The sequence below is a fragment of the Lentzea sp. NBC_00516 genome (genome assembly GCF_036346835.1).
GTDB lineage: Bacteria > Actinomycetota > Actinomycetes > Mycobacteriales > Pseudonocardiaceae > Lentzea > Lentzea sokolovensis.
This window is the reverse complement of record NZ_CP107840.1, coordinates 7,155,525-7,168,402: the sequence shown is the minus strand read 5'-3', so window position 1 is coordinate 7,168,402 and position 12,878 is coordinate 7,155,525. Positions and strand designations below refer to the sequence as shown.

General features: G+C 67.7%; 13 protein-coding genes. 5 read left to right on the top strand and 8 right to left on the bottom strand.

The window, feature by feature from the left end:
• Positions 1-144: 144 nt before the first annotated feature.
• The 3 genes from OG205_RS32695 to rsmG all read right to left on the bottom strand — a co-directional run bounded on the left by OG205_RS32695 (position 145) and on the right by rsmG (position 2,719).
• Positions 145-1,104 carry a ParB/RepB/Spo0J family partition protein gene (locus OG205_RS32695; RefSeq protein ID WP_330271782.1) on the bottom strand — a complete coding sequence of 320 codons (960 nt, stop codon included), beginning with the start codon at positions 1,102-1,104 and terminating at the stop codon, positions 145-147.
• Entirely contained in the window at positions 1,101-1,976 is an 876-nt protein-coding gene (locus OG205_RS32690) for a ParA family protein (RefSeq protein WP_319976939.1), read from the bottom strand. The genes OG205_RS32695 and OG205_RS32690 overlap by 4 nt, the downstream gene beginning before the upstream one ends.
• Before the next feature lie 95 nt (positions 1,977-2,071).
• Positions 2,072-2,719, bottom strand: coding sequence for a 16S rRNA (guanine(527)-N(7))-methyltransferase RsmG (gene rsmG / locus OG205_RS32685; RefSeq protein WP_330271781.1), 648 nt, complete (start codon positions 2,717-2,719; stop codon positions 2,072-2,074).
• A gap of 164 nt (positions 2,720-2,883) precedes the next feature.
• Here rsmG and OG205_RS32680 point away from each other — a divergent pair, with 164 nt between their 5' ends.
• On the top strand, positions 2,884-3,366 hold the full coding sequence (locus OG205_RS32680; protein WP_330271780.1) for a protein-tyrosine phosphatase family protein: 483 nt from the start codon (positions 2,884-2,886) through the stop codon (positions 3,364-3,366).
• Positions 3,367-4,542: 1,176 nt separating this feature from the next.
• Here OG205_RS32680 and OG205_RS32675 read toward each other — a convergent pair.
• From OG205_RS32675 to rpmH, 5 genes are read right to left on the bottom strand one after another with little or no spacing between them, the layout of a single operon-like run.
• Positions 4,543-5,106: a Jag family protein gene (locus OG205_RS32675; RefSeq protein ID WP_319976357.1), complete on the bottom strand. Its 564-nt coding sequence runs from the start codon at positions 5,104-5,106 to the stop codon at positions 4,543-4,545.
• A gap of 31 nt (positions 5,107-5,137) precedes the next feature.
• Positions 5,138-6,172, bottom strand: a complete 1,035-nt coding sequence (yidC, locus tag OG205_RS32670; RefSeq protein WP_330271779.1) for a membrane protein insertase YidC — start codon at positions 6,170-6,172, stop codon at positions 5,138-5,140.
• A 4-nt stretch (positions 6,173-6,176) separates the two neighbouring features.
• Positions 6,177-6,434 (bottom strand): membrane protein insertion efficiency factor YidD, encoded by a 258-nt coding sequence (gene yidD / locus OG205_RS32665; RefSeq protein ID WP_030465621.1) that lies wholly within the window; start codon positions 6,432-6,434, stop codon positions 6,177-6,179.
• Positions 6,431-6,772 (bottom strand): ribonuclease P protein component, encoded by a 342-nt coding sequence (gene rnpA, locus OG205_RS32660; protein ID WP_330271778.1) that lies wholly within the window; start codon positions 6,770-6,772, stop codon positions 6,431-6,433. Before rnpA ends, yidD begins: the two co-directional genes overlap by 4 nt.
• A gap of 26 nt (positions 6,773-6,798) precedes the next feature.
• A complete protein-coding gene (gene rpmH / locus OG205_RS32655; protein WP_030465619.1) occupies positions 6,799-6,942 on the bottom strand; it encodes a 50S ribosomal protein L34 in 144 nt (47 codons plus the stop codon).
• A gap of 348 nt (positions 6,943-7,290) precedes the next feature.
• Between rpmH and dnaA the strand changes: the two genes are divergently transcribed.
• The 4 genes from dnaA to recF all read left to right on the top strand — a co-directional run bounded on the left by dnaA (position 7,291) and on the right by recF (position 12,853).
• Positions 7,291-8,877 carry a chromosomal replication initiator protein DnaA gene (dnaA, locus tag OG205_RS32650; protein ID WP_330271777.1) on the top strand — a complete coding sequence of 529 codons (1,587 nt, stop codon included), beginning with the start codon at positions 7,291-7,293 and terminating at the stop codon, positions 8,875-8,877.
• Between the two features lie 783 nt (positions 8,878-9,660).
• A complete protein-coding gene (dnaN, locus tag OG205_RS32645) occupies positions 9,661-10,785 on the top strand; it encodes a DNA polymerase III subunit beta (RefSeq protein WP_319976353.1) in 1,125 nt (374 codons plus the stop codon).
• 43 nt (positions 10,786-10,828) lie between these two features.
• Positions 10,829-11,743: a phosphogluconate dehydrogenase (NAD(+)-dependent, decarboxylating) gene (gnd, locus tag OG205_RS32640; RefSeq protein ID WP_330271776.1), complete on the top strand. Its 915-nt coding sequence runs from the start codon at positions 10,829-10,831 to the stop codon at positions 11,741-11,743.
• A 3-nt stretch (positions 11,744-11,746) separates the two neighbouring features.
• Positions 11,747-12,853, top strand: coding sequence for a DNA replication/repair protein RecF (gene recF, locus OG205_RS32635; RefSeq protein WP_093595087.1), 1,107 nt, complete (start codon positions 11,747-11,749; stop codon positions 12,851-12,853).
• The last annotated feature ends 25 nt before the right edge of the window (positions 12,854-12,878 follow it).

The following is a 12,878-nucleotide window of genomic DNA, read 5'->3' as shown; positions in this document are numbered from 1 at the left end:
GCCGCACTTTTTGTTTGTCGGCGGCGAGCTCGGCGGCTCGAAAGTCCGCGTTGACTGATCGACAAATAGGTGACGCCTCGTATCCAAGTGGATGCGAGGCGTCATCGTCACCGTGACATAAGGCCCTGGTGTGATCCTATGGGCCTACTCCGATGTCCGAATTGTCGTTTCTGGGCTCATCATGCCGATGATCCTTTGAAGATCATCAACTGACCCGAATTCGACCACGATCCGGCCCTTTCGCTGCCCGAGTTCGACCTTCACGCGGGTGTCGAAGTTGTCCGAGAGTCGCTCGGCGAGCTCCTGCAGACCGGGCGCGTGCAGCTGCTTGCGCGGAGCCTGCTTCGGTTTCGCCGGCTTCTCGTTCTTGGCGATCGTGACCGCTTCTTCGGTCGCGCGGACCGACATGCCCTCGGCGATGATCCGTGCCGCGAGGTCTTCCTGTGCTCCCGCGTCGTCCAGACCGAGGAGTGCCCGCGCGTGGCCGGCACTCAGCACGCCCGCCGCGACCCGTCGCTGGACGGCGAGGGGGAGCTTCAGCAGCCGGATGGTGTTCGTGACGACGGGGCGGCTGCGGCCGATGCGGTCGGCGAGTTCCTCGTGCGTGACGCCGAACTCCTCCAGCAGCTGCTGGTAGGCCGATGCTTCTTCGAGCGGGTTGAGCTGGACGCGGTGGATGTTCTCCAGCAACGCGTCGCGCAGCATGACGTCGTCGGCGGTCTGCCGCACGATGGCTGGGATCGTCTTGAGCCCGGCCTGCTGCGTGGCACGCCACCGGCGCTCGCCCATGACGAGTTCGAACGTGTCCGCGGTGAGCTCGCGGACCACGATCGGCTGCATGAGCCCGAACTCCTTGATGGAGAACGAGAGCTCGTCGATCGCATCCTGGTCGAACACCTGGCGCGGCTGCTTGGCGTTCGTGCGGATCGCGGTGACCGCGATCTCGCGGTACACCGCTCCCGCGACCTCGCCGATGGGCTGCTGGGTCTTGGTGCCGTTGCCGGCCATGGCGGGCCGGAGGGTGCTCGGTGCACCGGCAGGCGGACCCTGCGGGATGAGTGCGGCCAGGCCGCGCCCGAGTCCGCCCTTGCGCTGCTCGGTCATGCGCCCTCCTTCTGGGCCCCGCGGATCGCGATCTCCTTGGCAGCGTCGAGGTAGCTCATCGACCCGCGCGAGCCCGGGTCGTACGTCAACACCGTCTGCCCGAATCCTGGCGCCTCGGAGACCTTCACGCTGCGCGGAATCACCGTCTTGAGGGCGACGTCGCCGAAGTGGCCCCGCACCTCGCTGGTCACCTGGTCCGCGAGCTTCGTGCGGCCGTCGTACATCGTGAGGAGGATCGTGGAGATCGAGAGGTCCGGGTTGAGGTGCTGCTGGACGAGCTCGATGTTGCGGATCAGCTGACTGAGCCCTTCCAGCGCGTAGTACTCGCACTGAATGGGGATCAGCACCTCCTGCGCCGCGACCATCGCGTTGACGGTCAGCAGGCCGAGGCTCGGCGGGCAGTCGATGAAGACGTAGTCCGGCTGCAGCTGGTCGAGCGCCTCGGAGGAGAGCGCCTCCTTGAGCCGCGACTCGCGCGCCACCATCGAGACGAGCTCGATCTCGGCGCCGGCGAGGTCGATCGTCGCGGGCACGCAGAACAGGTTCGGTGACGTCGGGCTGACCTGAGCCGCCTCGGCGATGGAGATCTCGCCGAGCAGCACCTCGTAGACGGACGGCGTGCCGCTGCGGTGCTCAACGGAGAGCGCCGTGCTGGCGTTGCCCTGAGGGTCGAGGTCGATCACGAGCGTCTTGAGCCCGTGGATGGCGAGCGCGGCAGCGAGGTTCACCGTGCTCGTCGTCTTGCCGACGCCACCCTTCTGGTTGGCGACGGTCATCACCCGGCGATGGGTCGGGCGGGGGAGAAGTGACTCGTCGGGGTGCAGCACGCTTGCCGCACGAGCCGCCTCTTCTGCAATCGGGGTCCACACCACGGCGCTGTCATCTCCGTTGTTGGTCGGCTTGGCTTTGGGTTTGGAGGACTTCGTTTCACGTGGAACATCGGCGGACTGGAACTCCGGATACACGCTCACCGATCCCTCCGCGTCTGGCGCTCCACGATGAGCACCGTCGTCGGCACCTCAAGTACGTCCGCTCCCACGACGACGACCTTGGCGTTGGCGCCCCCAGCCTTGAGCACCGCCGCGCCGTCGCGTTCCAACTCTTCCTGCGCACGCTCGCCCTTGAGCGCGACCATCCGCCCGCCTCCCCGGAGGAGCGGGAGGCACCAGTTCGTCAGCTTCTCCAGCGGAGCCACCGCCCTCGCAGTGGCCGCGTCGCAGTTGAGCAGCTGCTTGCGGATCGGTCCCTCCTCCGCGCGCCCGCGAAGGATCGTCACGTTGTCGAGCTGGAGCCTTTCCTTCACTTCCTCAAGCCACGCGATGCGGCGAGCCATCGGCTCAAGAAGCGTGATCCTCAGGTCGGGCCGCACAATGGCGAGCGGCACCCCCGGCAGCCCGGCGCCTGAGCCCACGTCAACGACACGTTCGTTGGGTTCGAACAGCTCCTCGATCACTGCCGAGTTGAGCACGTGCCGATCCCAAATCTTCTCGACTTCACGAGGACCGATAAGTCCGCGCTCCACGCCGTGCTCCTTCAGGAGCCTGACGAACTCGGCGGCACGCTCAACGTGCTCACCGAATACGAGCTTCGCGTTGTCGGGCAACTCCCCGGCCATGTTCTCCGTCCGTGAACGTTTCACGTGAAACCACGCGGCGGCGACGTTCCGGCGGCCGGTGGAAAAGCTGGCGAATGCCAGGGCACCATCATGACGGATCGACCGTGCGCTCTGCCAAATCCTGAGCGCCGTTTCACGTGAAACTTGGGGGAAAGTTGCGCTCGATGCTCTACACCGTCGCCCGACCCGGTCCTGGCGTTGTTTCCACGATGGCTCATCCGGCCGGTGGCGTGTACCTGGAGGACAAGATTCGCGAGCTGCGCCGGCTTGGCGTGGACGTGCTCGTGTCGGCTCAGACGGATGACGAACGGGTCGAGTGTGATCTGGTGGACGAGGAGCGCGTGGTCGTCGCCGCGGGTCTGCGGTACGTCTGCTTTCCGATCGAGGATCGCTCGGTGCCGGATGTGGCGTCGGCTGTTGCTCTCGTTCAGTCGCTTCATGCGCTGTATTTGGGTGGGGCGCATGTGGTGTTCCACTGCTGGGCTGGGATCGGGCGGTCGTCGTTGTTGGCTGGGTTGTTGTTGGGGATGGATGGGGTGGAGCCGGGGGAGGCGTGGGGGTTGATTGCGGCGGCTCGCGGGTTTCCGGTGCCGGATACAGCGGCGCAGCGGGAGTGGCTTGCTGCTTGGTGGGCGGGGCGGGGGTAGCTGTTTCACGTGGAACGTTGGCTGGGGCTGGGCGGGCGACTTGCGTTGGTGGGTGCCGTGCGGGGCTGCTTGCGTTGGTGGGTGCCGACAGGGCTGGTTGCGTTGGTGGGTGCCAGTCGCGGCGGCTTGCGTTGGCGGGGGTGGCCAGAGGGCGGCCTGGGTTGGCTGGGCCTGGGTTCAGCCGGGAGTGGTCGTCTACTGGGCGTGCGCCTGCCTGGTGGGTGACCATCTTGCGGGCGGGCGCTTGCCGGGCGGATGGTCGCCCTGCGGGCGGGCGGGTACCGGGCGGATGGCCACCTTGCGAGCAGGCGGGGGACCGGGCGGATGGTCACCTTGCGGCGGGCGGGGTATCGCGCAGGTCGGCTTGCGTTGGCTTGTCGCGTTCCGGCTGGGCGGCCGCCGGCTGGGCGGGTGGTCACCTTGCGGGTGGGCGGGGTGCCGCGGGCGGGGTGCCGTGCGGGGCGGGTTGCGTTGGCTTGTCGCGTTCCAGCGGGGCGGTCACCTGCCGGGCGGACGGTCACCTTGCGAGGGTGGCCGGGCGGGCAGTACCGAGCCGGTGCCGGTCATCGCCGCTTCGCGACGATAGCGATTGGGGCTTGACCTTGAGCCTCTGGCGGGATGCTTGACGGCCGGAAAAGGCCGGGCTGAAAAGCGCCCGGCCGTGCCCATGAGGGGAGCATCCCGCCCACTCAAGGTAAAGCCCCAATCGCCGAGTGCGTGGGTCACCACCGCTTCACCGGCAGGTCCTGGTTCACACGCCTCGGCTTCGCCCTTGCCGTCGGCGACAAGGCGGCTTGGCTTCGCCATTGCCCGTTGTGTACGGAGGGACGCCTCGGCTTCGCCATTGCGGTTGGCGGCAGGGGTGCTCGGCTTCGCCGTCGCCCTAGCCGTGCGAGGGAAGGGGGGAGGGGAGGGGAGTCACCTTGAGGCGTCGCACGTGTCGACAAGTCGCCATCGGGTGCGACGCCGCGCCACTCTTCTGCTGCACACCTCAGTGGGCTTGCGTGTCAGCGGGACTGTCTGTTGTTCGTGTGGCGACTGTCGGGCGGGGTGTCCGCTCCAGCTTGGAGCTGAGCTTCTCCTGCCCCGGCGCTCCGTACCGGCGCTGGTCTGGCTGGGACAGCAAACGGCCCCTGGTTCCGGTGGGAACCAGGGGCCGTTGGTGAAGCTGAGGCGTCAGGGCTTGGTGAAGATGATGACCCGTCGCTGCGGCTCCTCACCTTCGCTCTCGCTGTGCACGCCCGCGACTGCGGCAACGGCGTCGTGGACGACCTTGCGCTCGAACGGGGTCATGGGGTGCAGGCGGGCGCGCTCGCCTGAGGCGGCCACCTTTTCTGCGGTGGTGCGGCCCATCTCGGCCAGTTCTGCGCGGCGGCCCGCTCGCCACTGGGCGATGTCGAGCATCAGGCGGGAGCGGACTCCCGTTTCCTGTTGCACGGCGAGGCGGGTGAGTTCCTGGAGCGACTCGAGGACGTTGCCTCGGGGGCCCACCAGCTTGGCGAGGTCCTCGCCTCCGTCGATGCTGACGATGGCCCGGCCGCTTTCCACGTCCAGGTCGATGTCGCCGTCGTAGTCGAGCAGGTCGAGGAGGCGCTCGAGGTAGTCGCCCGCGATGTCGCCTTCCTGGACGAGCAGGTCCTCGGTCTTGCTCTGCGACTGCGGCTCGGCCGCAGCCTCGGACTCGGCCGAGGCGTCTGACGACGCCTCCACGTCGTCGGTCGCCTGCAAGGTCTCCGACACGATGTCTCCTCTCCGGGGCGAACGCCCGAAATCAGCGGCGCTTCTTGCTGCCCGGCTTCTTGCTGGTGGATCGGCCTGGGGTCAGGCCGGGGATCTCGGTGTTGGAGTTGCCGTTGCTCTCGGTCTCCGACGACGCCGACGAGGAAGGGCCGCTCGGGCCCGCGGTCGGCATGCGCTTGGCGCCGTTGGCCGGCTTGGCTCCCGGTGCGGGCTTCTTCGGGTTCACCGGCTTCGCGCCCGGCTTCGGGGCGAGGGCCTGGCGGGTCTCGACGACCGTCGCCTTCTTCTCCTCTTCCTCGGAGTCGATGCGCTTGTACACGAAGTGCTGCTGGCCGAGGGTCCACGCGTTGTTGGACAGCCAGTACAGCAGGATCGCGACCGGGAAGAAGAAGCCGCCGGCGAGGACGCCCAGGGGGAAGATCCAGAGCGTCAGCTTGTTCATGATGGCGGTCTGCGGGTTGTCCAGCGCCGACGCGTTCTGGCGGGCCACCGAGTGGCGGGCCGTGAAGTGGGTCGCGATGGACGCCACGATCATCAGCGGCACCGACAGCAGGATGACGTTCAGGCGCTCCGTGCCGTACGTCGCGAGCTGGTCGGACGGCATCGTGATGAACGTCGAGAGGTTCGTGCCGAAGAGCTTGGCGTTGACGAACGAGTCGACGCCCTGCTTGTCGAAGAAGTAGACCTCGCCCCAGCCGGGCTTGAACGAGCGCAGCACGTGGAACAGACCGATGAACACCGGGATCTGCACCAGCATGGGCAGGCAGCCGCCGAGCGGGTTGACGCCGTGCTCGGACTGGAGCTTCTGCATCTCCTGCGCCTGGCGCTGGCGGTCGTTCGGGAACTTCTTCTTGATCTTCTGCATCTCCGGCGCGAACTCCTGCATCTTTCGCATGGAGCGCACCTGGCCGACGAACGGCTTGAAGAGGATGGCGCGGAGGGTGAAGACCAGGAAGATGACGGCCAGGGCCCAGGCGAAGCCGCTCGACTCACCGAAGACTTTGCCGAACACCCAGTGCCAACACCACAAGATGAAGGACACCGGGTAGTAGATGAAGTTGAGCACGGAGCTACTCCTCGGTGGATACGTCGGGGACCTGCCGCCTCGGCGGAACGGGGTCCAGGCCTCCAGGGTGCCAGGGTCCGCAGCGCAGCAACCGGCGGATGGTCAGCCAGGTTCCGCGCAGCGCACCGTGGACGGTCAACGCCTCCACCGCGTACGCGCTGCAGCTCGGGTAGAAGCGACAGGTCGGCGGCAGCAGCGGTGAGATGAACCGCCGGTAGAAGTGCACCGGCAGCAGCGCGACCTTCGCGGGCAACGTGGTCATCGCAGCACCTTGCGCAGGGCAGAAGAGAGATCAGCGGCGAGCTCGGAACTCGACGCTTCGGCTGCTGGAGCCAACGCGCGCACCACGACGAGAGTTCCCGGAGGCAGTTCAGCCAGTGCCGGGCGCACGACGTGACGCAGACGTCTGTAGACACGGTGGCGGACCACCGAGTTGCCCACTGCCTTGCTCACGACGAAGCCCACCTTGGACGAATCCAAGGTGGGCACGTCGGGCTTCAAGACGTGGACGACCAACCGGGGCCGTCCAGCGCGGCGGCCTCGACGGACCACCAGGCCGAAGTCCTGGCTGCGGGTGAGCCGGGCGGCCGGTGGTAGCACGACGACGCTGCGCTTACCAGCCGCGGTCAGGCGGACAGAGTGGCACGGCCCTTGCTGCGGCGCGCGGCCAGAATGGCGCGGCCGGCGCGGGTCCGCATGCGCAGCCGGAAGCCGTGCGTCTTCGCGCGGCGGCGGTTGTTGGGCTGGAAGGTGCGCTTACCCTTGCTCACGGTCGGTCTCCCGGTGCTTCACTGCTGACAAAGCCTGTGTGGTTGTCCCCGACGACAGTGGACGTAGGCGCGCGAAAGGCGCCCGTCGCAAGCGGGAGACTCGTACGAGGGTACGCATGCCCGGGTGCGGCAACCAAATCGGGGTGGCCTGGGCCACGTCTTGTGAGGCGTGCTGAGCCTTGTTACCGTTCGTCCTTCGCGCGTGCCGGGGTTGGCGTGGGAGCCGCCGCCTGACCGGCATCACAACGCACCTTTTAGTGCACAGTTGTGGATAACTCTGTGGATACCTCTATCCTCCGTGTCCACATGTGGAGTCTTGGGCTCCGGTGGAGGGGAGGGGAGCGCGGAGTGTCGAACCAGCAGGTCGATCTTGGTCTCGTGTGGGCCGAGGTAGTGCAGGAACTGGCGACGAGCCACCTGTCCCCTCAGCAGCGCGCGTGGATGAGGGTCACCCGTCCGATCGGTTTGCTGGATGGAACGGCACTGCTCGCGGCCCCCAGCGACTTCGCGAAAGAGGCGATCGAACGCGCACTGCGCGACCCGATCACCGCGGCGCTCTCCCGCAGGCTGGGCCGCACGGTCTCCCTCGCGGTGAAGGTCGACTCGCCGGAACCGGTCAGTCCCGTGAGCCCGCCCACCACGCCGATCCCGGTCCACGCGATCCAGCAGGTGGCGCCGATGCCGGGAATCCAGGGCATTCCCCACGGCGACACGCCCGGCCTCGCGGACGAGACGACCTCTGTCGACGGCGCCGAGGAAGAGGTCGACGAAGCCGGCGACGCACTCGCCGCCGTCACCGAGATCTGGCCCACCTTCAACACCGCCAGCGCGGCGGGCGGTGCAACGCCGAACGGGAACCTCCCGTACACCCGGCCCGCGAACCCGTCGCCGTCGCAGACGCGGCTGAACGAGAAGTACAACTTCGACACGTTCGTCATCGGCGCCTCGAACCGGTTCGCGCACGCCGCGGCCGTCGCGGTGGCCGAGGCTCCTGCCCGTGCGTACAACCCGCTCTTCATCTGGGGTGAGAGCGGCCTCGGCAAGACGCACCTGCTGCACGCCGTCGGGCACTACGCCCAGCGCCTGTTCCCCGGCATGCGCGTGCGGTACGTGTCGACCGAGGAGTTCACCAACGACTTCATCAACTCGCTGCGTGACGACCGCAAGGTCGCCTTCCAGCGCCGCTACCGGGACATCGACGTTCTTCTCGTCGACGACATCCAGTTCCTGGAGGGCAAGGAAGGTACGCAGGAGGAGTTCTTCCACACGTTCAACACGCTCCACAACACGAACAAGCAGATCGTGGTGTCGAGCGACCGGCCGCCCAAGCGGCTGGAGACGCTGGAAGACCGCCTGCGCACGCGGTTCGAGTGGGGCCTGATCACGGACATCCAGCCGCCAGAGCTGGAGACCCGGATCGCGATCCTCCGCAAGAAGGCGGCCCAGGACCGGCTCGCGGCCCCGGCCGACGTGCTGGAGTTCATCGCCTCCCGCATAGAACGCAACATCCGCGAGCTCGAAGGCGCGCTCATCCGCGTCACGGCGTTCGCGTCGCTCAACCGCCAGCCGGTCGACATCCAGCTCGCCGAGATCGTGCTGCGCGACCTGATCCCGGACTCGCACGCGCCGGAGATCACCGCACCGATGATCATGGCGGTCACCGCCGAGTTCTTCGGGGTGTCGATCGACGACCTGTGCGGCCCCGGCAAGACGAAGGCGCTCGCGCAGGCGCGGCAGATCTCCATGTACCTGTGCCGCGAACTGACGGACCTGTCGCTGCCGAAGATCGGTCAGACGTTCGGCGGCCGCGACCACACGACGGTCATGCACGCGGACAAGAAGATCCGCAAGGAGATGGCAGAGCGCCGGCGGATCTACGACCAGGTGCAGGAACTGACGTCCCGGATCAAGCAGCGCGCTCGCCACACTCCCTGATCCACCCGGGTAGCAACGAAGGGGTCCTCCACCGCGGAGGGCCCCTTTTTCGTTCGCCCGCGGCGGTGCGGGCGAACGGACCCCGGCGCCCGGGGACACGACGAGCGGACGCGATGGCGAGCACCCAGGTACGCGGCTGCCGCTCGACGGCCAGCACCCGGGGACGGCTTCGGCGAAGCGATGGGACTGCATCAGTGCGTGCGGCTCCAACCACCACCACGCGCCGCACACGTACCCGGGTAGACGCGGGTCGATCGGCCGCCCGCCGAGGCTTTCTGTTCGCCCCCGGCACTCGAAGGGGTGGGGACAACTGGAAAAGTCTGTGGCCCCGGCCACGATCTGGCCACAGAAGCCTGTTGAACACCCGGGTACAACTGGCCCGCACCCGGGGACGCACCCGGGGACAACTGTGGACGATCTGTGGATCGAGAGCTGTGCACAACTGGTTGTCCCCGGGTGCGCCGATCTGTCCCCGGGTGCCATCCCCCCTTAGTCCACATGGTGGGTGACACCTTGACCTGCAGGTTTAACGGCTGTCCCCACAATCCACAACCCTTACTGTTACTGCTGTTTGATCTCTTCTAGAGAGAACTCAAAAGCAAAACAGCGGTGGATGGTTCCCGGGGATCGGTGCCGAACCCCGAAGTGACGGGGAGGGCCAGGACGCTCTAACGTTGTTGCTCCGCACCTCGGTCAGCTCGGTCAGCCGAGGTCGAGGCTCCCTAACCCCCACTGGCACGTTGTCGTGGTTGGGCTTGTCGACTGTCGAGGAAAGGACGCCTCATGAAGATCCGCGTCGAACGCGACGGCCTGGCCGACGCAGTCGCCTGGGTCGCTCGCAGCCTTCCGTCCCGTCCACCGGTTCCCGTGCTGGGCGGCGTGCTGCTCGACGCGGAGTCGGACGACTCGCTGACGGTCTCCGGGTTCGACTACGAGGTCTCGGCACAGGTCGGCGTTCCCGCGACGATCGCCGACGGTGGCCGCGCTCTGGTCTCCGGGCGTCTTCTGGCCGACATCACCAAGGCGCTGCCGAACCACCCCGTCGAGATCGCGGTCGACGGCTCCCGGATGATGATCAGCTGTGGCAGCGCCAGGTTCAGCCTCCCGACGATGCCGGTCGAGGACTACCCGGCCCTGCCGTCGATGCCTCAGTTGATCGGTGAGCTTCCCGGCGAGATCTTCGGCGAGGCCGTGAGCCAGGTCGCCGTCGCCGCCGGCAAGGACGACACGCTGCCGATGCTGACCGGCGTCCGCGTCGAGATCGGCGAGGGCAAGCTGACCCTCGTCGCCACCGACCGGTTCCGCCTGGCGATGCGCGAGTTCCCCTGGGAGCCGGACGAGGCGCTCGGTGAGGTCGCGATTCTCGTTCCCGCCCGCACGCTCGGCGACGCGGCCAAGACGCTCGGTTCGAACGGCGGCAAGGTCGAGATGTCGCTCGCGGCCAACGACGGGCTGCTCGGTCTCTCGGGTTCCGGCAAGCGGACGACCACCCGCCTGCTCGACGCGGACTTCCCCAAGTACCGCCAGTTGCTGCCCTCCGAGCACTCGGCCGCGGCGATCATCGACATCGACGCGCTGCAGCAGGCGATCAAGCGCGTGTCGCTCGTCGCCGAGCGCGGCACGCAGGTGCGCCTCGAGTTCGTGGACGGCGGCCTGCGCCTGTCCGCCGGTGGTGACGACGAAGGTTCGGCCGAGGAAGAACTTCCGGTCGAGTACACCGGCGACGCCGTCACCATCGCGTTCAACCCGGGCTACCTGCTCGACGGCCTCGGAGCCGTCCGCACGCAGAAGGTCCACTTGTCCTTCACCACACCCAGCCGACCGGCATTGCTGAAGCCGGTGGACGAGGATGGGAACGTGGCGCCGGGCTACCTGTACCTGCTCATGCCCGTTCGCCTTCCCGGCTGAGAAAACCCTTACCGGGTACCGCAAGAACGTAGGGGAGAACACCGTGCAGCTCGGACTCGTCGGCCTCGGCAAGATGGGTTTCAACATGCGCGAGCGGGTGCGCCGTGCCGGTCACGAGGTGATCGGCTACGACCGCAACCCGGAGGTCACCGACTCGGAGTCGTTGGCGGACATGGTGTCCAAGCTCGAAGCGCCGCGCGTCGTGTGGGTCATGGTGCCCGCCGGCGAGATCACCCGTAACACGGTGCAGGAGCTGTCCGAGCTGCTGGCGCCCGGCGACCTCGTGGTCGACGGCGGCAACTCCAAGTTCACCGACGACCGGATCCACGCGGACCTGCTGGCGGAGAAGGAGATCGGCTACCTCGACTGCGGCGTGTCCGGCGGTGTGTGGGGCCTCGACAACGGCTACGCGCTGATGGTCGGCGGCGACGCCAAGCACGTCGAGCAGGCGCAGCCGATCTTCGACGCGTTGCGTCCGGAAGGTCCGCGCGAAGAAGGTTTCGCGCACGCGGGCAAGGTCGGCGCCGGCCACTACTCGAAGATGGTGCACAACGGCATCGAGTACGGCCTGATGCAGGCGTACGCCGAAGGCTTCGAACTGCTCGACAAGACCGACGTCGTCGACAACGTGCCCGCGGTCATCACGGCGTGGCAGCGCGGGACCGTTGTGCGGTCGTGGCTTCTCGACCTGCTCGTGCGCGCGTTGGAGTCCGACCCCGAGCTCGACGACCTGCGCGGTTACGTCGAGGACTCGGGCGAGGGCCGGTGGACCGTCGAGGAGGGCATCAACAACGCGGTGCCGCTCCCGGTGATCTCCGCCGCGCTCTTCGCGCGGTTCCAGTCACGCCAGGAGGACTCGCCGGCGATGCGTGCCGTCGCCGCGCTGCGCAACCAGTTCGGCGGTCACTCGGTGCACCTCGCCGGTCCGTCGTCCGGCGCGGGCAGCACCCAGGCCTAGCGAGTGCACGTCAGACACCTCCAGGTCAGCGACTTCCGTTCCTGGGAGCTCGCCGACCTGGAGCTCGAGCCCGGCGCGTCGGTGCTCGTCGGGCGCAACGGCCAGGGCAAGACGAACCTGGTCGAGGCGATCGGGTACGTGGCGACGCTGGGTTCGCACCGCGTGTCCAGCGACGCACCGCTGATCCGGCACGGCGCCCAGCGCGCCGTGGTGCGCACGGCCGTGGTCAACGAAGACCGCGAGCTGCTCGTCGAACTGGAGATCACGGCCGGCAAGTCGAACCGGGCGCGGATCAACCGGGGACCGGTGCCGCGCCCGCGTGACGTGCTCGGGATTCTGCGGACCGTGTTGTTCGCACCGGAGGACCTCTCTCTTGTGAGGGGCGATCCAAGCGACCGGCGGCGGTTCCTCGACGAGATGCTGGTGTTGCGCGCGCCCCGGTACGCCGGAGTTCGCAGCGACTACGACCGCGTCCTCAAGCAGCGCAGCGCGTTGTTGAAGACGGTGAAGCACTCTCGATCGGCGGACCTCTCGACGCTCGACGTCTGGGACGGGCATCTCGCCAAGCACGGCGCGGAGCTGCTGGCCGCGCGGTTGAAGCTGGTCCGCGACATGAAGGACCACGTGACCTCGGCGTACGCGGAGGTCGCTCCGGAGTCACGCCCGGCGCTCATCTCGTACCGGTCGAGCGTCGGCGAGATCCCGGAGGACAGGGAGAGCATCGAGGATCTGCTGCTGGCCGAGCTCGACCGGGTGCGGCGGCAGGAGATCGAACGAGGCGTCTGTCTCGTCGGACCACACCGGGACGACCTCGACCTGACGCTCGGTGAACTCCCCGCGAAGGGCTACGCCAGTCACGGAGAGTCATGGTCATTCGCGCTCGCCCTGCGGCTCGGCGGGTACGAACTGATGCGTGTCGACGGCATCGAACCGGTGCTCGTGCTGGACGATGTCTTCGCGGAACTCGACCGCGGCCGGCGTCGGCAACTGGCCAAGGTGGCGGCCGCCGCCGAGCAGGTGCTCATCACCGCGGCGGTGGCTGAGGACGTTCCGGACGAGCTGACCGGGGCCCGGTTCGAGGTCCACGGCGGGGAGGTGCGACGTGTCTGACTCGGAGACTGACTCAGGGGGTTCA